The sequence below is a fragment of the Chryseobacterium sp. Mn2064 genome (assembly GCF_049319685.1).
In the GTDB taxonomy this organism is placed as follows: Bacteria; Bacteroidota; Bacteroidia; order Flavobacteriales; family Weeksellaceae; genus Chryseobacterium.
This window is the reverse complement of the sequence record NZ_JBMOUE010000002.1, coordinates 345,998-366,803: the sequence shown is the minus strand read 5'-3', so window position 1 is coordinate 366,803 and position 20,806 is coordinate 345,998. Positions and strand designations below refer to the sequence as shown.

Sequence of the window (20,806 nt, the reverse complement as noted above, 5' to 3'; positions counted from 1 at the left end):
TTTTTAATCATAAATGCATTTGTTTGGTTTATAATGATTTATAATCAAAAATTATACCGATTTATAAACCGGAGTTGGGCTCAATATATTCTTTTGTTATTCTTCAGTATTCCTTTCGTCCCAATAATAAGTGTCTGGAAGAGTTCTTGTTCCAAAAACAGCTGTTCCTACACGTATAATAGTAGCTCCTTCTTCAATTGCTGTTTCCATATCACCGCTCATGCCCATAGAAAGTTCTTTCATTTCTACGTTAGGAATATCTTTTTGAATAATTTCCTCCTGCAGATTTTTCAAAATTTTAAAACAGCTTCTTACTTTCTCCGTTTCAGCACTGAAAAGGCCAATGGTCATTAATCCTTTTATATGTAATGTAGAAAACTTGGAAATTTGTATGATAAGTTCAATAGCGTTTTCCGGATCAACTCCAAATTTGCTCTCTTCATTTGAAGTATTTACCTGAATGAGTACTTCAATGGTTTTGTTTTCAGTTAAAAGCTTTTGATGTAATTTTTCTGCCAAGTCAAGGCGGTCTACAGATTGTATACAGGTAACATCATATTTCAGGATATCTTTGATTTTGTTGGTTTGGAGATGTCCTATAAAGTGATTGTTGTGAGGGATTGCCTTTAGGTTTTCATATTTTTCTTTTAATTCCTGCACTTTGTTTTCTGCAATGAGAGTGTATCCTTTTTCCAAAGCAATTTGAATACGCTCTGCTGAAACGGTTTTGGTTGCCAGAAGTAATTGAACTTCGTCAGGATTTCTTCCTGCTTTTTTACAGGCATTGATTATCCGCTGGTTGATGTTTTCAAGATTTTGCAGAATGTCTTCTTTCATGATCGGATAGATTCTTGGGTTTCCAGTTTATTAATTAAAGCTGCTTTAACGGCTGTAAGAGCGAAATCTTTAGCCTCGGCAAAAGAAACAGAGTATTTGCGCTCAATAGTTCTCATATCTTCGGGAAATTGGCTCAGAAGTTGGTCATAATAAGTATCCAAGAATTCAACGGACGGCATTTCGTAGTTGATTTTTAATTGAAAACGTCTTAGTAGGGCTGTATCAATGATTTCAGGATGGTTGGTAGCGCAAAGTAAAAGGGCATTTTCAGGATAGTAATCAATCAATTGAATCAGTGTATTCACCAGTCTTCTCATTTCCCCTACATCTTTATCATCGCTGCCTCGGGCTTTTCCAATCTGGTCGAGTTCATCAAGGAAAAGAACAGATCTTTCTCTGCCGGCTTTATCAAATATCATTTTGATGTTTTGAGAAGTTTCTCCAATTCGGGATGATACAATATTGCTCAGATTCAGAATGATAATATTCTTTCCTAAAGCGTTGGCAATAGCTTTTGCCGTCATTGTTTTTCCACATCCGGAACTTCCCTGCAGCAGAATTTTATTGTTTACCGGAAGTCCGTATTCCTGAAGCTGTTTGATATAAGTATGTTCTTTGATGAGCTGTACAAGCTGCGCTCTGTTGTTGTTATCAAGAAATACCTCATTTAGGGTTACCTCTTCTTTATCTTGAATAATAAGGTTGTACAAATTCATAACGACAATTCATAATTTGAATATTGCAAAGATAAAGCTTTATTGGATGTTGTATCACATCCTGAATAGGAATAAAAAGGTAGCCCAGAAGATGGATTTTGAGAAGAATAAAACAAAAAATAAAGCCAGACTGTAGACCTGGCTTTATTCATTTGGATATTAAATTTGTTATGAAACTAAGATTTTTCTACTTATGTTTTTGGGCCCTTTTACCCCAATGAGTAAAAGAGCAACTGATTTTTCAGCTTAAAAACATAAAACAATATAATTAGTATAGATATTTCTATAAGCTTATGCTATTTTATTATTAGTTTCTTTCTCTTCTTGCTGTCATGAAATATGAAGTGAATACTACTAAACATGTTGCGATACCGATATAAGTTACCATTTTGTATTATTTTTAATTATTTGACTTTTTTTTATCAATCTTTCAATTGTAATATTACTACTTTCAAATCACGTGCCAAAGCAAAATATTATGATGTATATCAGTGTATTACGATGTATTTTGTTCATTGATTTGTGATTTTTTGTTTACAATAAATTAATGCATTATTGAGAATTTATTAATACATTTTTTATCCTGTGTGTAAAATGATGTGAAAACGATAACCTTTTAAAGCCTTCTATAGTAGAGTTGATAAAACAAAAAATAAATAATGTGATGCATAACACCTATGTTAAGTGTTTTTTTTGAATGGAAAATTTTAGCGTAAAACTGTTTTTTTATGTTAACTAAATTTATTTTTGAAGGAATTTGGTTAACGAAATTTTTTTTCATCTCCTGTCATATTTCGTGACAAAGGGAATTATTAAGTATGACAAAACGATGAAAAGTGACACAATTGTGTAATGAATGTCACCTCATGAATTTACATTGTTTTGTTTTAATGTACTGTAAATAAATTCGTTGTGTTTTATTTGTCTTTAGTTTATGGTTTTGCTCTTTTAAAAACTTTATTAAAATATAGAATGTATTTTTCTCTATAAAGAGATAAAATTTTATGTATTGCTATTTTTTTGAAGCATTTATTTCCCAAGCTTTATAGATATGATCCTAGGAATGGCGAAATGGTTTTCTTATTTTTGTGTAAAGAATAATGATATGGGACGCAGTTATATTTTTCTTGCTTTAGCAATTGTATTTGAGATTATTGCCACTACTTTTCTGAAGAAATCCGAAGAATTCTCAAAGTTGTGGCCGTCTGTTGTAACTGTGATAGGCTATGCCTGTGCATTTTATTTTCTGAGTATTACGCTCCGCCATATTCCGGTTGGGGTTACCTATGCAATATGGTCCGGTGTAGGAATTATTTTCATCACCATTATCGGAGTCGTAGCTTTTAAACAGGTTCCTGATCTGCCTGCAATTATTGGAATTGCGTTGATTGTTATTGGAGTAATTGTTATTAATCTGTTCTCAAAGATGGGAGGACACTAAATGCTGACTTTCCCTATTAAATAATAATATCCTGGCTTACTTGTAGCTGCTTCCAGTGTTCAGATCTGCTCTTGTACAGGAAAAACTTGCCAAGTTTATATTTGAATTTCAAATAACCGCGGAACTCAATACCGTCAAATAACGTAAACGGAATACTTGGGTTCTCCTGCAAAGATTGTTTGATGCCTTTGCTGAAAACAGTAGGACCTGTTGTAGCATGTATATTATTCGGATAGCGGTGATTGGTTATATTATCAATCATCAGTTCTAAGGTTTTCTTTAAAAAAGGATGGTTTTTATTGAAAATAAGCCCCCATTGTACATATAAACCCTCGTGTCTCTCTGCACTGATTACGGCTTCATCACTTTCTTTGATCAATTCTCTGAAGGGTTTTGTAATGCTGCTGTCTATGTCCAGATATATACCTCCTTTTTTATATAAGACTGCATATCTGAAAAAATCAGCTTTTGCTGCACCAATAGTCAGTTTGTGGTAGCTTTCAATATATTCCGGAGGGAATTCTTCCGTAATAAACTTTTCGATATCGTGATCATCGTAGAAAAAATAGCTGTATTCAGGATTCTTCCTTTTCATATTCCAGATGTGATATCGGGTAATAAATGGAAGTTTTTTCGTTTTGAAAGTCTGAAATATTTGTTTGGGTACAGCCATATTCTATATTATTATGTATATTATTCTATATGAAATATCTACTATCGTTTAGGGTATAATATCTGATCTTCTTTTTAAGAAAAGAGGAATTATCTATAAATGTTTAAAAATTCACACATAGATGATACTTTGATTTATTTTTTTAGAAATAGTTAAAGAGTAGGATAAAAATTTTAATTTTTTTTTAATCCGGATGTTGGAAGGATCCGGTTTTAAATTCAGATATTACGAAACAGATAAATGTAAGGGTTTTATTCCCAGGTTTTTAACGAGGGTGATAGCTGATATAATAAAGAGATGCAGTAAAATTTATTTGGCTCTTCTTTTTTCAAATGGATTGTATGAAATCCCTAAATTGAAGTAAAAAGAAGGTTTATAATTAGCTTTCCATATATAATCATTAAAGGAATCCTGCTTATTGAATGCTCTTGCATTAAGGTTATTTCTAAGCCCGGTTTTAAAAGTTCCTATAAAGTTCCCTCCGAGATTATGCTCATAGATCGCTCCGGAATGAAGTGCCACCTGTCGGAATTCATAAGTATTGTTATTTCGGTAGGTGTAGAAGGAGGTGTTATCCATTTCTGTGCCCAGCGATATTCTGCCGTTGGAAAAAATATCTTTCCTGATCAGTACCTTTTTTGGCAAAAGGAGATCCAATACCCAACCATTGTTGAAACGGTTTTCATAGGTGAAAACAGGAAGGATGGGAATTTGTGTGCTGGGATCAATAATTCCTGCAAGACCCAGGCTCATTTTTGTTTTTGGAGTCGCTTTTAAAATTAAAGAGGCTATAACCATTCCTCTGATCCTTTCAAAATGTTGATCACTACCATCTGTAGAAACAGTCGCAGTATAAATGGCCGTCTTGTTCCATAATTTTGAAAAATAACTCAAATTCAGAGACTCTGAATGATAATGGAAGTTCTCTTCCGTTTCTATACCCGGCAATATGGGAGCGTCATTTTTTATGGAGGTATAACGGTAGTTCAGAGTGGTACTCAGAAGCCAGTTTCTTTTTTTAATAAAAAAGATATTGGCATCGGCTTTTACCTGCTGAAGGCTTTTTACTTTGTTATCCGGCTGATCTTTTCCCTGAAACTGTGAAGAAAAAGAAGAAGGAGTAACAAAGGTGTATTCAAGATTAAAGTTCCTGGCCTGCGGTGTTTTGTCTGCAAAAAAGGCACGAACTTTCAATGGAATACTGTCTCTTTTCTGAGCATAAACAATGTTTTTGAAGGGTAGTATTACCAGTGGGAGAAGAGCTCTTCTCAATGTTTTCATGGTATTTATTTTAAGGGATGGATAACGGATTGGAAAAAATTGAATGAAAAAATTTTGTCATAAAAAATATCCAGACTGTTCTCGATGATGGCATCTGTATAACTATTCGTATTCGGAACAAACGTTTCCTCTACAAAAACGAACCACAGCTCTGAAAGCTGGTGCTTTCTTTTAAATTCTTCAGAAGCATTGCTGTTCGGTACAGAAGCATATTTAAGATCGCAGAAAAGAATACCTTTTTTATTACCATCGTGTTCTACAATATTAATAGGATGGTGGAGGTAGCCTAAAATTTTTATTTCCGGATCGAAGCATTCTACAAAATGATGCAAATCAATAAGCTGTATTACTTTTTCTTCCTGCTGGGCCTCTGTCATAAAGAAACATTCCAATGATATTTCCTGTGTCAATTCGTGAAAAGCTGTCAATTCCATATGCGTTTTTTTAAACACTACAAAGGAATACAGAAAATCATCGCACAGATTTGTTTTTATACAAAACGGCTTGCATTTTATACGAAATCCATGACCTTTACAATTAGTATAATAAAATGCAGGTTTTGTATAATAAACTAGCCTCAATTGACGTTATTGACTATTTTTGTGAATGATATAATCCTCTTACATTTATGAAATATAATCCCTGGAAAGTAAAAGAAGACCTGATGATGGACTTTCTTGTAGAAGACCGCTACAGGATCTACAGGCATCTGCTGTTTCTTGTTTTCTTTTTTCTTTTGATATACAGTGCCAGGTTTTGGCATTGGTACACGGGGATATATCAGTATTATGTCCTTTTATTTGTGTACAGTACATTAATTGGGATGGTTTATATTAATATTTATGTGTTGGTGCCCCGGTTTTTCTTTAAAGCACGATACATCACTTACCTTATACTTCTTGTATTGATGGGAGTTGTAGGTCTTAATTTTATAGGTATGTGTTTTAAGTTCTTCTTTGATGATTTCAGGATTGAGACCATTCGCCGGAGCAGTGAAAGAGGAGGCATCTATGAAGGAGTTTTGATGTGTATTCCAATTATTATGACGACTACAACCGTTAAGCTTTTACAGAAATGGATCAGTGACAATAAAAGAATCAATGAACTCAGCAATCTTACTTTGAATATGGAGCTCAGTGCGCTGAGAAACCAGATTAACCCTCACTTTCTTTTCAATATGCTGAATAATGTGAAAGCACTCATCAGAACAGATCCTGCCAAAGCTTCTGTGGTGATTGTCAAACTTTCAGAATTTTTAAGATATCAGCTCTACGAAAACGGTGAAGAAAAAACTTTACTGACTTCAGAAATTGATTTTTTATCCAACTTTTTAAACCTTGAAAAAATAAGAAGGGATCATTTTTCTTTCGAAATTGTTACCAAAGTAGATCGGAGGATCATCAACAGTACCTTTATTCCTCCCAATCTCTTTACAACGTTTGTTGAAAATGCCGTTAAGCACAGTATCGATATCAGTGGAAAAGAATCTTATATAAAGATAGAAATCAATATTGAAAATAAAGAGCTTCATTTTGTTTGCGTGAATTCAAAAAGCGCTGATCATTTTGTTTCAGACAGAAAAAACAGCGGACTTGGACTTGCCAATATCAACAGAAGGCTGGAGCTTCTTTATAATGATACCTTTGAACTCAATATAGAATCAAAAGATCAGGAATATAGGATAAACTTAAAAATTCCCTTATGAATTGTATTATAGTTGATGATGAACCTTTAGCAAGAGCAGAAATGCGTTCTCTGATTACAGAAACATCCAAGATTGATATCCTGGGAGAGTTTTCCAATGCTCCCTCAGCACTGGATTTTCTGAAAGATAATGACGTAGATCTTATCTTCCTGGATATTGAAATGCCCATGGTTACAGGTCTTGAGTTTGCAGAGATGCTGCCCAAAAGATCCCTGATTATTTTTACCACCGCTTATTCTCAATATGCATTAAAAAGTTATGAACTGGAAGCGGTAGATTATCTCTTGAAGCCTATAGACCCTGAAAGATTGCAAAAGGCTATCGATAAAGCAGTTTTATACACGGAACTTTTGTCTAAAGAAACCGTAAAAAACACGATAGAATCCAATACAACAGATTTTTTATTGATTAAAGCAGAACGCAGATTTTATAAAGTAAACATTGCGGATATCAAATTTATAGAAGGTCTTAAAGATTATGTGGTTCTCCATGTAAAACAGCAGAAACTGATTACGGCAATGAATCTGAAAACAATTCACCAGAAATTGTCCGGAGAAACTTTTCTGCGGGTCAGCAAATCATATGTGGTCAATATCAGTTATATAGATTCATTTGATAATCATAATATCTATATTGAAGATTCAGAAATCCCAATAGGAGAGGTGTATAAAGCAGATTTTTTCTCAAAATACACGGAAGGATTTCTGAATTCCGATCTTTAAACCATCTTTAAAGCTAGATTTAAAACTATTTTTGTCCTACGAAACGGATAACAGAACCCGTCCCATTGTGAAATAACCCCTCATTAAGCTCGATTTCCTTTTCTGTAAGTTCAATGATTTTGTAATCTGGAAAATCAGTCTTTATTTCATCAATGGAAAACAATGATTCAATATCTTTTGGGCCGCCAACCTTTTCATTTTTTGCAATATAATCAAGATGCTTTTTGCTGAAGGCTTCAAAAATAATATAACCTCCTTTCTTCAAATATTGTTCAAGCATCTGATGAATTGAAGACTTAATGTTGGCTGGAAAATGAGCGTATATCAGAGCAATAACATCAAACTGTTCTTTCTGATAATCCGACGTAGACAGTTCTCCAACTTGATAATCAATAGCTACGTTACTTTCATCAGCAAGTTGAAGCGCTTTCTTCTGACCATTTGAACTGATGTCAAAAGCATACACATCCCATCCCTGTGTAGCTGCGAAAACCGCATTACGTCCTTCACCTTCGGCAGGGAATAGTATTTTCCCAGGATTGAGCTGGGCTAATTGTTCTTTCAGGTAATTGTTAGGTTCAGTTCCATAGGCAAACTCTTCGTTTCCGTATCTTTCGTCCCATCTGTGAAGCCATGTATTGTCTTTCATTCGTAAAATATTTTCAGGTTTAATTTTTTCAAAGATAGATACTTTTCACAGTAGCTTTAGCCGAGAAAAGTATTCATTATAATAGATTTTTTAAATAAAGAAATGCGAATAGCTTAGAGAAGTTGTTCTATAAGTTCCAATCTTTTGACGATGCTTTTACATCCTAAAATAGTTCCCGGAGATAATACTGCATTGGCTCCAATTTTAGAATCATCACCTACCAAAGCTCCAAATTTAGAACAGCCTGTTCTGATCACTTCCTGATTAAAAAGCACCGATATTTCTTTCTCTTCTCTTTCGTTATAATGATTGGCACAGATAGAACCTGCCTCAAAGTTGACTCTGCTTCCCACAATGCTGTTCCCAATATAATTGAAATGGGCTACCGCCGTTTTGCTGCAGATAATACTTTGCTTTATTTCGCTTCCAGGGCCAATTTTTACCCCTTTTCCAATATAAATTGGGCCCCTCAAATAGGCATTGGCCCCTACAAATGCATCTGTATCTATAATAGCGTAGCCTTTAATAATTACATTTTGCTCTATAACAGCAGTTTTATGAATAGCAACATGATCTGTTATAATATAATCTTCTGATAGGTTTTCAAGTTTATCTTTTAAAACTTCCTCCAATCTATTAATCAGTTCCCAGGGCTGATTTTCAATGGAATCATTGAATGGGAAATCTTGTATAAAGTGAGTGATATCGATCATAAATGGAAAACAAGGAATAAGTTCCTTTAGCTTCAAATTTATGTAAAAAGCGATCTTAATAAAAATCTAAATACTATTCCGTACAATTAAAATTTGGAGTAATTTTGAAAAATGATGGATTTAAACCAAATTTTCACCAATCAACGTACAGGAAACAACCCCCATACCAAGGTTTCAAGAACTGATTTTCAGAGAGATTTCGACAGAATTATCTTCTCTTCTGCATTCAGAAGACTACAGAATAAAACTCAGGTTTTTCCTCTTCCGGGAAGTGTATTTGTGCACAACAGGCTTACTCATTCTCTGGAAGTGTCCTCTGTGGGGAGAAGCTTAGGAAGTATTATTGGTGAATTTATTGCTGATGATTTTAAAAATGAACTTTCAGAAGATTCCAAGAACTTCTATTTATATAACTTAGGAAATGTAATTGCTGCCGCATGTTTGTGTCATGATGTTGGAAACCCTGCTTTTGGGCATTCGGGAGAAGATGCAATTGCGAGCTACTTCGAAAGAAATGAAAAAGATCTGAAGTCAAAATTCAATGAAAAAGAATGGGCAGATCTGGTTAATTTTGAAGGAAATGCAAACGCTATCAGAGTTTTGGCTCAACAGCAGCAAGGGAAAGATGCCGGTGGTATTCAGCTTACTTTTTCAACGCTTGCCAGTATTGCCAAATATCCGTGTGAAGCCGTTGCGAAGAAAAAAGGAATTATTCACAGAAAAAAATTCGGGTTTTTCCAGAATGAAAAAGATATTTTCCTTGAAATTGCCAAAGGAACACAACTGATTTCAGAGTGTGAAGAACCTCATATTTTCAAGAGACATCCTTTTGTATGGCTGGTAGAAGCGGCAGATGATATCTGTTATAATATTATTGATATGGAAGATGCTCACCGATTGGGTATTGTTTCCACAGCGGATTGTAAAAACTTATTTTTTGAGCTGGTAAAATCTGAAACAGATGATGTTAAAAGAATCGAAACCAAGCTAAGTTCTATTTCCAATGAAAATGAACAGATTTCGTATTTAAGAGCAAAAGTAATTAATGCATTAATCAATAAATCAATTGAAATGTATAAACACAACTTTGAAACAATTCTTGAAGGAAATCTGGATAACGGTTTATTGGATATTTATAAAGAAGAAAATAAAGCGTTACAGGACATCAATAGTTTTTCTGTGGAAAAAATCTACAATCATAAAGCGGTGGTAGAAATTGAAAATGCCGGGTATAACGTAATGTATGAGTTGTTGGATCATTTTATTCCTTCCATTCTAAAACCTGAAGAAGAAAGGAAATCTTACGACAAAAAAGCTTTGAAATTACTTCCAAAGCAATTCGTTTACGACAACGGAACCGATTATCAGAAAGTTCTGGGCATCATAGATTTTGTTTCAGGGATGACGGATAATTATGCTACCGATCTGTATAGAAAAATTAAAGGAATAGAAATCGGGATGACCGTATAAATTTTCCTTACTTTAATAATTCAGAGGCCTCTTCAATTAGTGATTTCATTAGTGTAGTGGCTTTTTTATGATGTATAATAGGTGCAATCTGTCCGGACCAGAAGAAAACAAAATCATTTTTCTGTTGCTCTAAAGCTGCTTTTCGGAGCGCTCCCATGAAATATGTCTGTAAAGGAAATGGCAGTGTCTGGTCGGTAGCAGTCAATACATCTCTCGTTATCTGAGTTGTTATTCCGCGCCCTAATCTTCCGGTGTAAGCTCTGCTCAGAGTCGTAGATCTTGCGGCATCAGAAAATAAAAAATCCTTATGTATCTGTAAAGCTCCCGATTCTTCTGTAGCTAGAAATGCCGTTCCAATTTGTACTGCTTCAGCTCCTAAAGTGAAAGCAGCTGCAATACCACGTCCATTGGCAATTCCACCCGCCGCGATAACAGGAATTTTTACTTTTTCTCTGACCAGTTGAATTAAAGCAAAAGTACCCGTTGTTGAAAGCTCCGCCTGATCCAGAAACGATGGACGATGACCACCACTTTCAAACCCAGAGGCAATAATAGCATCTACGCCTGTTTTTTCTAAAGCAATCGCTTCATCAAGCGTGGTAGCATTTCCCAGTACAACAATACCTTTCTGATGAAGATCTTCAATGATATTTTCGCTCAACAGTCCAAACATGAAACTGAAGACTTTCGGTTTACAATCAAAAACAACCTGTAATTGATTTTGAAATCTTGATTCAAAAGAGGGGAGTTTTCCCGGAATATCTGTGTTTAAAAGATGAAAATAAGGTTTGAAAGCTGTAACAGCCTTTTGGTATTGTTCTTCCGTGTGCTTTTCATCAATAATATCATGGTCGTTGACCCATAGGTTAAGATTGTACGGTTTATCCGTTTTCAGAAGAATCTCTTTATGAGTGTCATAAATTTCCTGAGGAGAAAGAGTGTAAGCTCCAAATCCGCCTAAACCACCAAGATTACTTACTGTTGAGGTCAGTTCAACTGTAGAAAGACCTCCTCCAAAAGGACCTTGCAGAATAGGATGTTCAATATTAAATAATTTTGTAATTCTGTTTTTATTCCACATAATGGGTTGATTTTAAGTGAAAACCGAACTAAGGCTGTACGTTGGTTAATGTTTTGTTGACGATGAGCCACTTTCCGTCTATATGATTGAAAGTTATGAAATTATAATAATTAAAATCATACATTTTTACATTCAGTTTAGCTGTAGCAATACTGTTAATGACCTCAATTGAAATAATAGTGGCTTTAAAATCTTTTCCTGATTTTTCAGGGCTTACTCGGTTTCCAACACCTTCAATATATTGTTGAGCGGTTTTAAAATAAGGAGCTCCGTTGAGGTCACCGAAAAGTAAAGCTTCTTTATAAAAAGCTTTTGAAAGAAGCTCGGTATTTCCTTCATAAATTCCTTTGAAATAATAATGCTCTATGACATTTCTTATTTCATTTTCTGAGGTTTGATTGGCTTTCATATCTGTTATATTTTGTGCATGGCCACTCAGTGGAAAACTGAGCAGCCATACTATAATTAATGATAGTTTCATGATAAATGGTGACCTGCACCCATTCCTCCGTCCACATTGATGATGGCACCGGAAATTAATGAATTTTTGGCAATAGAATGAATCATTTGTGCCACTTCTTCAGCTTCACCAATACGTTTGATCAGGTGAATTCCCGCATTATTGTCAATATCTGCACCATGCATCGGCGTTCTGATTAATCCTGGAGCAACAGTATTTACCCTAACATTGTCTTTTCCAAACTCAGCAGCCAATTGTAGCGTTAAAGCGTGGATCGCTCCTTTGCTCGAAATAGGAGCGGTAGAAGGAGATTGGGCAATCGCGTGATATACCAATGGTGTCCCAATATTGATGACCACTCCGTCTCTTTGTTGAATCATTTGAGGAATCACCGCTTGTGTTGTGAAATATGTTCCTTTTAAATTAGTACTTAAAAATCGGTCCAGATACTCTTCAGTAACTTCGAGGAACGGTTTGTTTTCAAAAATACCTGCATTATTGATAAGGACGTCAATAGATCCAAATCTTTCTAGAGCTTTTTGAACCAGCGCTTCTCCTGTTGCTTTGTCTGAAACATCTCCGGCAACCATCGCCAGATTTTCTCCTGCTCCTAATTCCTGGTATACTTCTTCCAATTTGGAAGCTGTTTGTGAGTTAATGATCACATTATCACCTCTGTCTAAGAAATAACGTGCAGTTTCCAGTCCTATACCTGATGAAGCTCCTGTTATAATTACGGTTTGTTTTTTCATTGCTGATTTATTTTTTTTCTGTTGAAAATCCTTGTTCTTTTAATACCGAAACCTGTTCTCCGGCATATCCCCAGTTGTCATCTTCAATTTCGTTGATGACAATGTGGGTCAGATGAGGATCTTTATTTAAGACTGAAGTAACAGCCTCACTAATTTTTTTGATTAATTCCTGTTTTATTTCGCGGGTAAGATCTTCGCGAAGTACATCTACTTTTATGAATGGCATGATGGTAAATTTTAAGATTATTACTGATTGAATTGTATTAATGAGCTTCCGCAACAAGACGAACTGTTAAATCGAAATTGTTGTAGATCAGCGTGTCACCAAGATTGGTGAAGAAGTTGGAAGATCTGAATCGGATGTTGAATTTCGTTCTGTCGATTACAATTTTTGTTTCTATAACAGCTGTATTATTCGTTGTTATAATTTGTAAATTTGTATCGATAGGATGAGTAATTCCTTTTACCGTAAGATTTCCGGTGACATAGTACTGATTGTGATCGCCCGGTTCCGCATGAGTGATTTCAAAAGTGGCTTCAGGAAACTGATCAGAATTAAAAAAATCATCAGAAGCCAGGTGATTGGCAAACTGTGTATTGGTTTCAGGATCTTCGATATCAAGAATTTTGATCGATCTTGTATCAATAACAAACTTTCCTGAGGTAAGCTGATTGTTTTCTAATGTAAAGTTTCCTTCTTTTACATCAATTGTTCCGTCATGAGAACCGGTTACTTTTCTTCCGATCCAGTTGATCGTACTATTTGCATTGTTGATTTTAAAATTTTTTGTGTCCATTTTTTATGGTTTTAAATGATGACACAAAGTTCAGCCGAATCGAAGAGAATGTTATGTGATGTACATCACGAAAATCGAGAGTCTGAAATAAAAAAGTTATTGATGAAGTCTACTCAAAGTTTCTCTGGTAACACCAAGATAGGACGCGATAAGATGCTTGGGAACCAAATTGTATAGCTGAGGATACATCGCCAGAAGCTCTTCGTAACGGAATTTAGCATCATTATTCATAAAAGAAAGCAGGCGCTTTTGAGCTGCAACATATCCTTTATTGGTTCTCCATCTGAAAAAATGTTCAACTTCGTGTATTTCATTACAAAGCTTTTCCCTGTTTTCATTAGAAATTGAAAGAATATTGGCTTTTGTGATGCAGTCTACATGAATGGTAGCCCTGGTTTTATTGTAAAGTGCATCAAAATCTGTTACCCACCACGTGGGCATGGCAAACTGTAGAATAAACATTTTCATATTATCATTCAGATAGAATGCTTTGAGGCAGCCTTCTGTTACGAAATATTCACGATCCACAAAATCCCCTTCAGCGATCAGGCTCTGACCTTTTTTTAACGTAATTAAATCAAAATGTCCAAAAACATAGTCAAACTGCTCATCGGTAAGAGATGTGAATTTAGAGATATGCTCTTTTAATATTTCTTTAGAATTGATCATGATGTAAAATGAATATTCAAAAGTAGGATTTTTTCGGAATAGTTTTAACCAAAAATAGAATTGCTATTTGTCTTATTACGGTATTTTTATCTGATCTTCTGATACTTAATTTATTTTTATTATATTTAATGAAACACTGTACAAGATGTTTTTTAACAAAAGAGAAATTATTGCGACTTATTAAAAAAATCAAACCATGAGTATTTATTTAGCGCCCATTATTTTCTTTGGGCTTATCATTTTATTCGCGTCTTTTTTTGTGGTAAAGCAGGAAACTGCAGCCATTATAGAGCGTTTTGGGAAGTTTCAGGCTGTAAAACATTCCGGGCTTCATCTTAAATTGCCAATCATTGATCAGATTGCTAAGAGGTTGAATCTTAGAATCCAGCAGCTGGATGTGATTATTGATACAAAAACATTAGACAATGTTTTTATCAGAATGAAAGTGTCAGTTCAATACCAGGTTATCAGAAACCAGGTTGGAGATGCTTATTATCGTTTGGAAAATCCTGAAAATCAAATTACTTCATTCGTTTTTGATGTGGTAAGAGCAGAAGTTCCAAAATTGAAACTGGATGACGTTTTTGTAAGAAAAGACGATGTGGCTATTGCGGTAAAAAGTGAACTTCAGGAAGCCATGAACAGCTACGGATACGACATTATCAAAGCCTTGGTTACTGATATTGATCCAGATGAGCAGGTAAAACACGCTATGAACAGAATCAATGCAGCAGAAAGAGAAAAAACGGCTGCGGAATACGAGTCTGAAGCTCAGAGAATCAGAATTGTAGCGGTAGCAAAAGCGGAAGCTGAATCTAAAAAATTACAAGGGCAGGGGATTGCAGACCAGAGAAGAGAAATTGCAAAAGGTCTTGAGGAATCAGTAAGAATGCTGAATAATGTAGATATCAACTCGCATGAAGCTTCTGCTCTTATTGTGGTAACTCAGCATTATGATACATTACATTCGGTGGGAGCAAGCAACAGAAGTAATTTGGTATTATTACCTAATTCGCCCACAGCAGCCAGCGGAATGCTGAATGATCTTGTCGTTGCCATGACAACAGCCAATACTGTAGGGGAGACAACTAAAGGTAAATATCCGGATCCTCCGAAAAATGAAGGCGGTATATAAAAGCAATCTTGAAAATATTATTAATAAAAAAACTCCCGAAAAGATTCGGGAGTTTTTTTATTATTTCTTCGTTTTAGAAACCTGTTCAATTAAAGTATATTTTATTGAAGAAGCATCTGCTGGTGGATTGGCAATTTTTTCTGTTTTTACTTTCAAAACATATTCATATCCGGGTTCGTAAGTGAAACCGTCAATTTTACTGTAGAAATTGGTCCAGTTGTCAGAAGCTTTTTCTTTGGCCTGCATACATTTCATACGTCCGGCTCCTGCAGAGCAGTCAACGGTTTGAGCTCCAATGATCAGTGTTTTTTCATTAGATGCTGTTGTTTCTTTTTTCGTTTTGGAAACCTGCTTTACCAAAGTGTATTTTATAGAAGAACCGTCAGCTGGGGGATTAGCGATTTTTTCTGTTTTTACCTTTAGGACATATTCGTACCCTGGCTCATAGGTAAAGCCTTCAATATTGGTGTAGAAGTTGGTCCAGTTTCCTGAGGGATTTTCTTTTACCTGCAGACATTTCATTGGTGCTACTCCTGTACAGTCTGCAGTTTGTGGTCCCACGATGAATGTTTTTTCATCAGCTGAAGATACCCCTGAAGTGGTTGTACATTGTGTCATTGCGAATAATGCTAATGCAGGAGCGGTCCCTTTTAGAATTGTTGCTAAAATTTTCATAAACTTGATTTTAGACCATACCTCGCAATTACTATGCCGAAATTTTTCCTCAATTGTCGCAGTTCTTCTATTGTATTTTACTTTTTTAATCATTTAATTTGAAGTTTTTAATGATTATAACCGAAACACAAAATTCTTACAACAAATATGGAAAATCAAATGCAAGTTGAAAATTACAGGATTCAAAAACCTGAAATATGGGCGGGAAATATCGAGGATCAGGAAATCATCAATCTCATCAAAGACTCTGAATTTGCCAGAAAACAAACCGATGAAGGGCGTGACTACTGTTATTTTTTAGATAAAAAGTACTACACTAGCAATACCGAAAACAGCGAATATGCCTGCATGGCTTACACATTGAATGAGCCTGGAAATCTTGAACGGGCTTCAGTTTCTGACGTGATTGTGGAAGAAAATGAAGTCTATCAGATCCACAGAATAAGTGTAATGAGAGATGGAGTACTTATCGATAAGATCCCGGATACGAAAATAAAAGTGCTGGATAGCGAAAATCAGAGTAGTGGAGGGATTTTAAGCAGCAACAAAAAGATCAATATAACCATCAAGGACTTGAGGTTGTATGATGTGCTGATTTTGGAAGATTCCAGAGTGAAGGTTTTTACAGACCGTGACTTCCTCAGAAAAGAATTTTCAAAGTACGTTTGGGTAAGCCCTGACAATTATTGGGCTTATGGCAGTTTTAAATTTACATTTATCAACGAACGTGAGCAGAAAATAGCTTATAAGAAAACGTTTTTCAGAGATGAAACGGGAAATGTTCTGGAACCTGAAATCAATTACCTGAATAAAGGAGAGAGGTTTGTGATTAAAGAGGAAAATTACATCAATCCTGTAGATTCAGGCCGTGAAATATTTCCTTATATAGATTTTGCCACAGACAGGAATTGGAAAGACCTTTCCAACTATATTGTTCCTATTTATGGGGATATCTTCAAAGGAGCTTTGTTACAGGATTTTACTCCTCATCTTGTGGAGAAGCTGGATGCCATCTCTAATTTGGATGAGAAACTTCAGTTTGCGATTGAGTATGTTCAAAACCATATTTATTACATCTTCAATGCTGATGAAATGAATGGACATAAACCTCAGGCACCTGCCGTTACCTATGAGAATAAGCAGGGTGACTGTAAGGCAAAGTCTGTTTTACTGAAGGTAATTCTTGATTATATCGGGGTAGAAGCCTCGGTAGTTCTTGTTAATTTTAATACCGATTATTATATTAAATATTATCTGCCTTCTTTGTTAAGTTTTAACCATGTAGTGGTAAAGATTCATTATAAAGGACAGGAATACTTTATTGATGCAACCATTCGTGATGAGTTTGGGTTGATTGAAAACAGAGGTTTTATTTATTTCATGCATTATCTGGAAGTGAAAGCCGATCAGGAACTTCAGGTGAGAAAGGCACATCGATTTAGCTATTTCTGTATTGATGAAAAAATAGATTTCAATGTGCAGGGCAGTACCGGAAAACTGAATCTGGTTACCACTTATAAAGGGAACAAAGCCAATGCTATGAGACGGTATTTTAAAAGTACCAACAAAAGAGAAATTATAGACAGCTGGAACAGTTTTCTTTTTTATGCTTTGAATTATTCCAACGACCGTAATGGTACGGATGTACGTAATGTATTCAAAGATGCATCTATAGATATTGTAAGTGATGATAAAAGACTGAACGAGGTGAAAATTCAATACACTGCTATTATTGATAATCCTTATTATACTGATGCAGAGAAGAACCGTTTTCTCATGTATTTCGACCGAAATCTTGTGAAAGCCAGTGCCCGGGATTTTATGCATAAAGATCTTCCGTTCTGGCATAATTTCGAGAGTGAAAAATATGAAATCAATCTTTATACAGATCAAAAAATAGACAGTGAAGAGAAGTATACGGTTCAGGAAAGTACAATTAGTAACCCTTATTTTGATTATAAAAGCAGAAAGAAGATTACCAAAAACGGAGCCACTGTTTATATTGAACACAACCCATTGGTGAACACAGAAATTCCGCAATCAGAATTTGAAAAATTTAGAACGGATCATCATACGGTGGCCGACAGCAATTTCGGACTGGGAATTGATATTATAGAACCAGGCTTGATGAACCAACTTAAATTTAGCTTTAAGAAAAGATTTAAATAGGATTTAAACTTTCATGATAAAGCTTGAGATTTCGGCGGGTGGCAAAGCCACCCGCCGAAACTGTTTATTCCAATTATTGTATCTTCGTTTGAAATTAGATAAAAAAACACAACACAAATCATCATGTATAAAGCCTTTTCTCTTGTTTTGCTTACTGCAGTATTTCCTTTTATTAATGCTCAAAAACTATCAAAAGACAATGTTATAGGTTTCTGGAAGTTAAAAGAATCAGGTTTTTATGAAAACAATAGGAAAGTGGTTAAAGATTTTGACAACTGTCGCCTCATGAGAAATTATGCGATAAGAGCAGATGGTTTTGCTGTTTACAACTATACGGAGGGAAGCGTGGGAGATTGCAGTCCATCCGAACCGAGACTTTCATTTTGGAGGATTGTAGATAACAGAATTCAATTTTATGTAGATGATAACAATATTCTTGAAGAAGTGGTGGTTACTTTTAATAAAGATAAAACCATGACGTTGTCAGATTATAAACCTGAATATGTAAAGATGAAAGGAGATGCATTAACAGAAAAAGTAATGAACACCATTCATTATGATATTCTTGAAAGACAATACTAAGGTTAACCTCAGATTAACCTTTATACATCCTGTATACTATATTCTCTATTCCTGATTCTGTGGTTGCTTATGAGGAATAAAAAATTTTTGTTTTCCGATCAAAAGTTCAAAAAATAATCTAAAATCCGAAATTAAAGACCATATAGGATATTTAAATGTTGCAGGTTTATTCCTTTCAATAACGGCGTGGCTGAACCATGCAAATCCATATCCGAAAATCGGAATATACCAAAGAAATCTTTCCTTGCCGGAACTAATAACGTATCCTATCACGAAAAATACAAGCAGGGTTCCGATAAAGTGAAAAATGCGGGTTCCCGTTTTACTGTGTTCTGTAAGGTAGAACTGATAGAACTCTCTGTAGGTTTTTATTCTTTCAGACATGGCAGTATAGTTTATTGATTCTTTGAAGGATATAGCAATAATGTTGCCGATTTTTGTCATAGAGTAAAAAGAAAAAGGCAAAATTACAAATCGGTCTGCCAATGGTTTCCCTTTTTGCAATTTTGCCTTGTAAAGCTTTTTTATTATTTCTAGCTATTCTTTAATTCTTTTCCAAGCTTACTGTTTTTGTATCCATAACAGAAGTAAATAACCATTCCAATCAGGAACCACATCCCGAACCAGAACCAGTTTTCGTGGCTCATTCCGGTAAGAAGATACAGGCATGAGCTTAGCCCGATTAATGGAATCAGAGAAAGATTTTTGATGAAGGTGAGAACACATAAAATCAAATTAATGATAATAAAGAAGAAAATAGAGGCCCTGAATTCTCCTTCTTTAGGATCAGCCCAATCCATTAAACTGGTAAAAAATTCCGGTTGCCATTTGTAGAAAGCCAATAGGCCTCCAATAAAAATAACAGGGAAAATGATCTTGCCATTCACATATGGAAGGTGAAATCTTCCCTTGATCTTTTCTTTAGCAGGAAGAAGAAGAACTCCCGCACAAACAAGTACAAAAGCGAAGATCGTTCCGATACTTGTAAAATCAAGAATGAATGTTTTATCTGTAAACAAAATGGGAATACCTACTACAATTCCGGTAACAACAGTGGCGTATGATGGTGTTTTGTATTTAGAATGTACCTTTTGAAATCTTGCAGGCATCAATCCGTCACGGCTCATAGCATACCAGATTCTCGGCTGTCCCATCTGGAAAACCAATAGTACGGTTGTAATGGCTACAATAGCAACGAAGGAAACGATAAGCTCCATCCAGGCTACATTAGCATTTGTTTTTTCAAATATAAATGAAAGAGGATCTCCTACACCGTCAAATTTCTTGTAATCTACCATTCCTGTTAATACAAGCGTTAACGCAATATAGATTACCGTACACAAAACAAGGGAAATGATCATTCCTTTTGGCAGAGTCTTTTGAGGATCTTTTGTTTCTTCCGAAAGCACGCTTAATGCATCAAATCCTATATAAGCGAAAAATACCCCGGAAACAGCACTCATTACTCCGGCAAATCCATTAGGCATAAAAGATGGAGTTCCCGTTGTAGGACTTACTGGTGTCCAGTTTTCAATATTTACGTAAGCGGCACCTACAAGGATTACCAATACAATCACTCCCAGTTTTAAGATCACCAAAGAGTTGTTGAAGTTTTTACTTTCCTTTACTCCCACATAACAAAGCCATGTAATTAATCCGTTGATGACCAATGCGGGTATATCTACAATAAACTTAAGGTTTCCTAGAAGAGGAGCGGTATTCCATGCATTTAATAATTCTTTATTTTCTGAGCCATATTGAAAGGCTTTTCGGGCTTCGGTATAGCTACAGGTCAAATAATCGGGGATATGCATTCCCAGACGGCCCAGAAAGCTGGTAAAATAATCTGACCAGGAAAAGGCAACATAGATATTTCCGAATGAATATTCCATGATCAAAGCCCAGCCGATCACCCAGGCAATGAGTTCTCCAAAACTGGCATACGCATAAGTATAGGCAGATCCCGCAGTGGGAATTCTACTGGCAAACTCAGCATAACATAAAGCAGTGAAGCCACAGGCAAAACCACAGATCAAATATAGAAGGATAACACCGGGACCTCCTCTGAAAACGGCTTCTCCCAAACTGCTGAAACTTCCAGCTCCGATAATAGCCGCAATACCAAAAAACACGATGTCCCACACGCCTAAGACTCTTAAAAGTCCCGTTGAAGTATCTGTATCTGAATAGATTTTTCTTCTAAAAAGTTGACTCATTCAATAACTATATTTGATTTGAAAAAAAGCAAATGTAATGATTTTTTATTTTGATGTTAACAG

Annotated in this window: 23 protein-coding genes; 7 read left to right on the top strand and 16 right to left on the bottom strand. The window is 35.3% G+C overall.

All coding sequences use genetic code 11. The annotated features are described in order from the left end of the window. Positions 1 to 96 precede the first annotated feature (96 nt). Both ACL9RH_RS08735 and ACL9RH_RS08730 read right to left on the bottom strand, forming a co-directional pair. Positions 97 to 837 (bottom strand): YggS family pyridoxal phosphate-dependent enzyme, encoded by a 741-nt coding sequence (locus tag ACL9RH_RS08735; RefSeq protein ID WP_422692975.1) that lies wholly within the window; start codon positions 835 to 837, stop codon positions 97 to 99. Further along, positions 834 to 1,553, bottom strand: coding sequence for an AAA family ATPase (locus ACL9RH_RS08730; protein WP_422692974.1), 720 nt, complete (start codon positions 1,551 to 1,553; stop codon positions 834 to 836). The genes ACL9RH_RS08735 and ACL9RH_RS08730 overlap by 4 nt, the downstream gene beginning before the upstream one ends. A 1,105-nt stretch (positions 1,554 to 2,658) precedes the next feature. On the opposite strand from ACL9RH_RS08730, the gene ACL9RH_RS08725 reads away from it, so the two are divergent. Further along, positions 2,659 to 2,994 carry a DMT family transporter gene (locus tag ACL9RH_RS08725; RefSeq protein ID WP_422692973.1) on the top strand — a complete coding sequence of 112 codons (336 nt, stop codon included), beginning with the start codon at positions 2,659 to 2,661 and terminating at the stop codon, positions 2,992 to 2,994. Positions 2,995 to 3,010: 16 nt separating this feature from the next. On the opposite strand, the gene ACL9RH_RS08720 is transcribed toward ACL9RH_RS08725, so the two are convergent. The 3 genes from ACL9RH_RS08720 to ACL9RH_RS08710 all read right to left on the bottom strand — a co-directional run bounded on the left by ACL9RH_RS08720 (position 3,011) and on the right by ACL9RH_RS08710 (position 5,382). Continuing rightward, positions 3,011 to 3,667, bottom strand: a complete 657-nt coding sequence (locus ACL9RH_RS08720) for a glycosyltransferase family 32 protein (protein ID WP_422692972.1) — start codon at positions 3,665 to 3,667, stop codon at positions 3,011 to 3,013. Positions 3,668 to 3,976: 309 nt separating this feature from the next. Beyond that, positions 3,977 to 4,948, bottom strand: coding sequence for a DUF6268 family outer membrane beta-barrel protein (locus tag ACL9RH_RS08715; RefSeq protein WP_422692971.1), 972 nt, complete (start codon positions 4,946 to 4,948; stop codon positions 3,977 to 3,979). A gap of 5 nt (positions 4,949 to 4,953) precedes the next feature. Beyond that, positions 4,954 to 5,382 (bottom strand): hypothetical protein, encoded by a 429-nt coding sequence (locus tag ACL9RH_RS08710; RefSeq protein WP_422692970.1) that lies wholly within the window; start codon positions 5,380 to 5,382, stop codon positions 4,954 to 4,956. A gap of 194 nt (positions 5,383 to 5,576) precedes the next feature. Between ACL9RH_RS08710 and ACL9RH_RS08705 the strand changes: the two genes are divergently transcribed. Both ACL9RH_RS08705 and ACL9RH_RS08700 read left to right on the top strand, forming a co-directional pair. Beyond that, positions 5,577 to 6,653, top strand: coding sequence for a sensor histidine kinase (locus tag ACL9RH_RS08705; RefSeq protein ID WP_422692969.1), 1,077 nt, complete (start codon positions 5,577 to 5,579; stop codon positions 6,651 to 6,653). Beyond that, positions 6,650 to 7,375, top strand: coding sequence for a LytR/AlgR family response regulator transcription factor (locus ACL9RH_RS08700; protein WP_422692968.1), 726 nt, complete (start codon positions 6,650 to 6,652; stop codon positions 7,373 to 7,375). The genes ACL9RH_RS08705 and ACL9RH_RS08700 overlap by 4 nt, the downstream gene beginning before the upstream one ends. 25 nt (positions 7,376 to 7,400) lie before the next feature. Here ACL9RH_RS08700 and ACL9RH_RS08695 read toward each other — a convergent pair whose 3' ends face one another. Both ACL9RH_RS08695 and ACL9RH_RS08690 read right to left on the bottom strand, forming a co-directional pair. Continuing rightward, positions 7,401 to 8,024, bottom strand: a complete 624-nt coding sequence (locus tag ACL9RH_RS08695) for a class I SAM-dependent methyltransferase (protein WP_422692967.1) — start codon at positions 8,022 to 8,024, stop codon at positions 7,401 to 7,403. 113 nt (positions 8,025 to 8,137) lie between these two features. Then, positions 8,138 to 8,773 carry a DapH/DapD/GlmU-related protein gene (locus ACL9RH_RS08690; protein WP_422692966.1) on the bottom strand — a complete coding sequence of 212 codons (636 nt, stop codon included), beginning with the start codon at positions 8,771 to 8,773 and terminating at the stop codon, positions 8,138 to 8,140. Positions 8,774 to 8,851: 78 nt separating this feature from the next. Between ACL9RH_RS08690 and ACL9RH_RS08685 the strand changes: the two genes are divergently transcribed. Beyond that, positions 8,852 to 10,207 (top strand): deoxyguanosinetriphosphate triphosphohydrolase, encoded by a 1,356-nt coding sequence (locus ACL9RH_RS08685; protein WP_422693694.1) that lies wholly within the window; start codon positions 8,852 to 8,854, stop codon positions 10,205 to 10,207. A 7-nt stretch (positions 10,208 to 10,214) separates the two neighbouring features. Here the strand turns inward: ACL9RH_RS08685 and ACL9RH_RS08680 are convergent, their stop codons facing one another. The 6 genes from ACL9RH_RS08680 to ACL9RH_RS08655 all read right to left on the bottom strand — a co-directional run bounded on the left by ACL9RH_RS08680 (position 10,215) and on the right by ACL9RH_RS08655 (position 13,966). Beyond that, positions 10,215 to 11,288 (bottom strand): NAD(P)H-dependent flavin oxidoreductase, encoded by a 1,074-nt coding sequence (locus tag ACL9RH_RS08680; protein ID WP_422692965.1) that lies wholly within the window; start codon positions 11,286 to 11,288, stop codon positions 10,215 to 10,217. A gap of 28 nt (positions 11,289 to 11,316) precedes the next feature. Further along, positions 11,317 to 11,769, bottom strand: coding sequence for a nuclear transport factor 2 family protein (locus tag ACL9RH_RS08675; protein ID WP_422692964.1), 453 nt, complete (start codon positions 11,767 to 11,769; stop codon positions 11,317 to 11,319). After that, positions 11,766 to 12,500, bottom strand: coding sequence for an SDR family NAD(P)-dependent oxidoreductase (locus ACL9RH_RS08670; RefSeq protein WP_422692963.1), 735 nt, complete (start codon positions 12,498 to 12,500; stop codon positions 11,766 to 11,768). Before ACL9RH_RS08670 ends, ACL9RH_RS08675 begins: the two co-directional genes overlap by 4 nt. A 7-nt stretch (positions 12,501 to 12,507) precedes the next feature. Beyond that, positions 12,508 to 12,726, bottom strand: a complete 219-nt coding sequence (locus ACL9RH_RS08665) for a tautomerase family protein (protein WP_422692962.1) — start codon at positions 12,724 to 12,726, stop codon at positions 12,508 to 12,510. A gap of 37 nt (positions 12,727 to 12,763) precedes the next feature. Continuing rightward, the gene (locus ACL9RH_RS08660) at positions 12,764 to 13,297 is read right to left on the bottom strand and encodes a YceI family protein (protein WP_422692961.1); all 534 of its coding nucleotides are present in this window, start codon (positions 13,295 to 13,297) and stop codon (positions 12,764 to 12,766) included. 96 nt (positions 13,298 to 13,393) lie between these two features. Then, on the bottom strand, positions 13,394 to 13,966 hold the full coding sequence (locus tag ACL9RH_RS08655; RefSeq protein ID WP_422692960.1) for a Crp/Fnr family transcriptional regulator: 573 nt from the start codon (positions 13,964 to 13,966) through the stop codon (positions 13,394 to 13,396). A gap of 196 nt (positions 13,967 to 14,162) precedes the next feature. Between ACL9RH_RS08655 and ACL9RH_RS08650 the strand changes: the two genes are divergently transcribed. Further along, positions 14,163 to 15,101 carry an SPFH domain-containing protein gene (locus ACL9RH_RS08650; RefSeq protein WP_422692959.1) on the top strand — a complete coding sequence of 313 codons (939 nt, stop codon included), beginning with the start codon at positions 14,163 to 14,165 and terminating at the stop codon, positions 15,099 to 15,101. 60 nt (positions 15,102 to 15,161) lie between these two features. Here the strand turns inward: ACL9RH_RS08650 and ACL9RH_RS08645 are convergent, their stop codons facing one another. Then, positions 15,162 to 15,776, bottom strand: a complete 615-nt coding sequence (locus ACL9RH_RS08645) for a DUF4377 domain-containing protein (RefSeq protein ID WP_422692958.1) — start codon at positions 15,774 to 15,776, stop codon at positions 15,162 to 15,164. A gap of 147 nt (positions 15,777 to 15,923) precedes the next feature. On the opposite strand from ACL9RH_RS08645, the gene ACL9RH_RS08640 reads away from it, so the two are divergent. Both ACL9RH_RS08640 and ACL9RH_RS08635 read left to right on the top strand, forming a co-directional pair. Further along, positions 15,924 to 17,945 (top strand): hypothetical protein, encoded by a 2,022-nt coding sequence (locus ACL9RH_RS08640; RefSeq protein ID WP_422692957.1) that lies wholly within the window; start codon positions 15,924 to 15,926, stop codon positions 17,943 to 17,945. Between the two features lie 123 nt (positions 17,946 to 18,068). Then, positions 18,069 to 18,527, top strand: a complete 459-nt coding sequence (locus ACL9RH_RS08635) for a lipocalin family protein (RefSeq protein WP_422692956.1) — start codon at positions 18,069 to 18,071, stop codon at positions 18,525 to 18,527. A gap of 45 nt (positions 18,528 to 18,572) precedes the next feature. On the opposite strand, the gene ACL9RH_RS08630 is transcribed toward ACL9RH_RS08635, so the two are convergent. Next, on the bottom strand, positions 18,573 to 18,911 hold the full coding sequence (locus ACL9RH_RS08630; RefSeq protein WP_422692955.1) for an Mpo1-like protein: 339 nt from the start codon (positions 18,909 to 18,911) through the stop codon (positions 18,573 to 18,575). 149 nt (positions 18,912 to 19,060) lie between these two features. Further along, complete coding sequence (locus ACL9RH_RS08625; RefSeq protein ID WP_422692954.1) at positions 19,061 to 20,743, bottom strand: APC family permease; 1,683 nt, start codon at positions 20,741 to 20,743, stop codon at positions 19,061 to 19,063. Between the last annotated feature and the right edge of the window lie 63 nt (positions 20,744 to 20,806).

Bases quoted from the DNA above. Each gene is read 5' to 3' on its own strand.
- ACL9RH_RS08625 (WP_422692954.1), bottom strand. From the start codon at position 20,743: ATGAGTCAACTTTTTAGAAGAAAAATCTATTCAGATACAGATACTTCA.
- ACL9RH_RS08655 (WP_422692960.1), bottom strand. From the start codon at position 13,966: ATGATCAATTCTAAAGAAATATTAAAAGAGCATATCTCTAAATTCACA.
- ACL9RH_RS08640 (WP_422692957.1), top strand. From the start codon at position 15,924: ATGGAAAATCAAATGCAAGTTGAAAATTACAGGATTCAAAAACCTGAA.
- ACL9RH_RS08710 (WP_422692970.1), bottom strand. From the start codon at position 5,382: ATGGAATTGACAGCTTTTCACGAATTGACACAGGAAATATCATTGGAA.
- ACL9RH_RS08705 (WP_422692969.1), top strand. From the start codon at position 5,577: ATGAAATATAATCCCTGGAAAGTAAAAGAAGACCTGATGATGGACTTT.
- ACL9RH_RS08700 (WP_422692968.1), top strand. From the start codon at position 6,650: ATGAATTGTATTATAGTTGATGATGAACCTTTAGCAAGAGCAGAAATG.
- ACL9RH_RS08660 (WP_422692961.1), bottom strand. From the start codon at position 13,297: ATGGACACAAAAAATTTTAAAATCAACAATGCAAATAGTACGATCAAC.
- ACL9RH_RS08645 (WP_422692958.1), bottom strand. From the start codon at position 15,776: ATGAAAATTTTAGCAACAATTCTAAAAGGGACCGCTCCTGCATTAGCA.
- ACL9RH_RS08725 (WP_422692973.1), top strand. From the start codon at position 2,659: ATGGGACGCAGTTATATTTTTCTTGCTTTAGCAATTGTATTTGAGATT.
- ACL9RH_RS08715 (WP_422692971.1), bottom strand. From the start codon at position 4,948: ATGAAAACATTGAGAAGAGCTCTTCTCCCACTGGTAATACTACCCTTC.
- ACL9RH_RS08730 (WP_422692974.1), bottom strand. From the start codon at position 1,553: ATGAATTTGTACAACCTTATTATTCAAGATAAAGAAGAGGTAACCCTA.
- ACL9RH_RS08735 (WP_422692975.1), bottom strand. From the start codon at position 837: ATGAAAGAAGACATTCTGCAAAATCTTGAAAACATCAACCAGCGGATA.
- ACL9RH_RS08720 (WP_422692972.1), bottom strand. From the start codon at position 3,667: ATGGCTGTACCCAAACAAATATTTCAGACTTTCAAAACGAAAAAACTT.
- ACL9RH_RS08685 (WP_422693694.1), top strand. From the start codon at position 8,852: ATGGATTTAAACCAAATTTTCACCAATCAACGTACAGGAAACAACCCC.
- ACL9RH_RS08650 (WP_422692959.1), top strand. From the start codon at position 14,163: ATGAGTATTTATTTAGCGCCCATTATTTTCTTTGGGCTTATCATTTTA.
- ACL9RH_RS08630 (WP_422692955.1), bottom strand. From the start codon at position 18,911: ATGTCTGAAAGAATAAAAACCTACAGAGAGTTCTATCAGTTCTACCTT.
- ACL9RH_RS08680 (WP_422692965.1), bottom strand. From the start codon at position 11,288: ATGTGGAATAAAAACAGAATTACAAAATTATTTAATATTGAACATCCT.
- ACL9RH_RS08675 (WP_422692964.1), bottom strand. From the start codon at position 11,769: ATGAAACTATCATTAATTATAGTATGGCTGCTCAGTTTTCCACTGAGT.
- ACL9RH_RS08635 (WP_422692956.1), top strand. From the start codon at position 18,069: ATGTATAAAGCCTTTTCTCTTGTTTTGCTTACTGCAGTATTTCCTTTT.
- ACL9RH_RS08665 (WP_422692962.1), bottom strand. From the start codon at position 12,726: ATGCCATTCATAAAAGTAGATGTACTTCGCGAAGATCTTACCCGCGAA.
- ACL9RH_RS08695 (WP_422692967.1), bottom strand. From the start codon at position 8,024: ATGAAAGACAATACATGGCTTCACAGATGGGACGAAAGATACGGAAAC.
- ACL9RH_RS08670 (WP_422692963.1), bottom strand. From the start codon at position 12,500: ATGAAAAAACAAACCGTAATTATAACAGGAGCTTCATCAGGTATAGGA.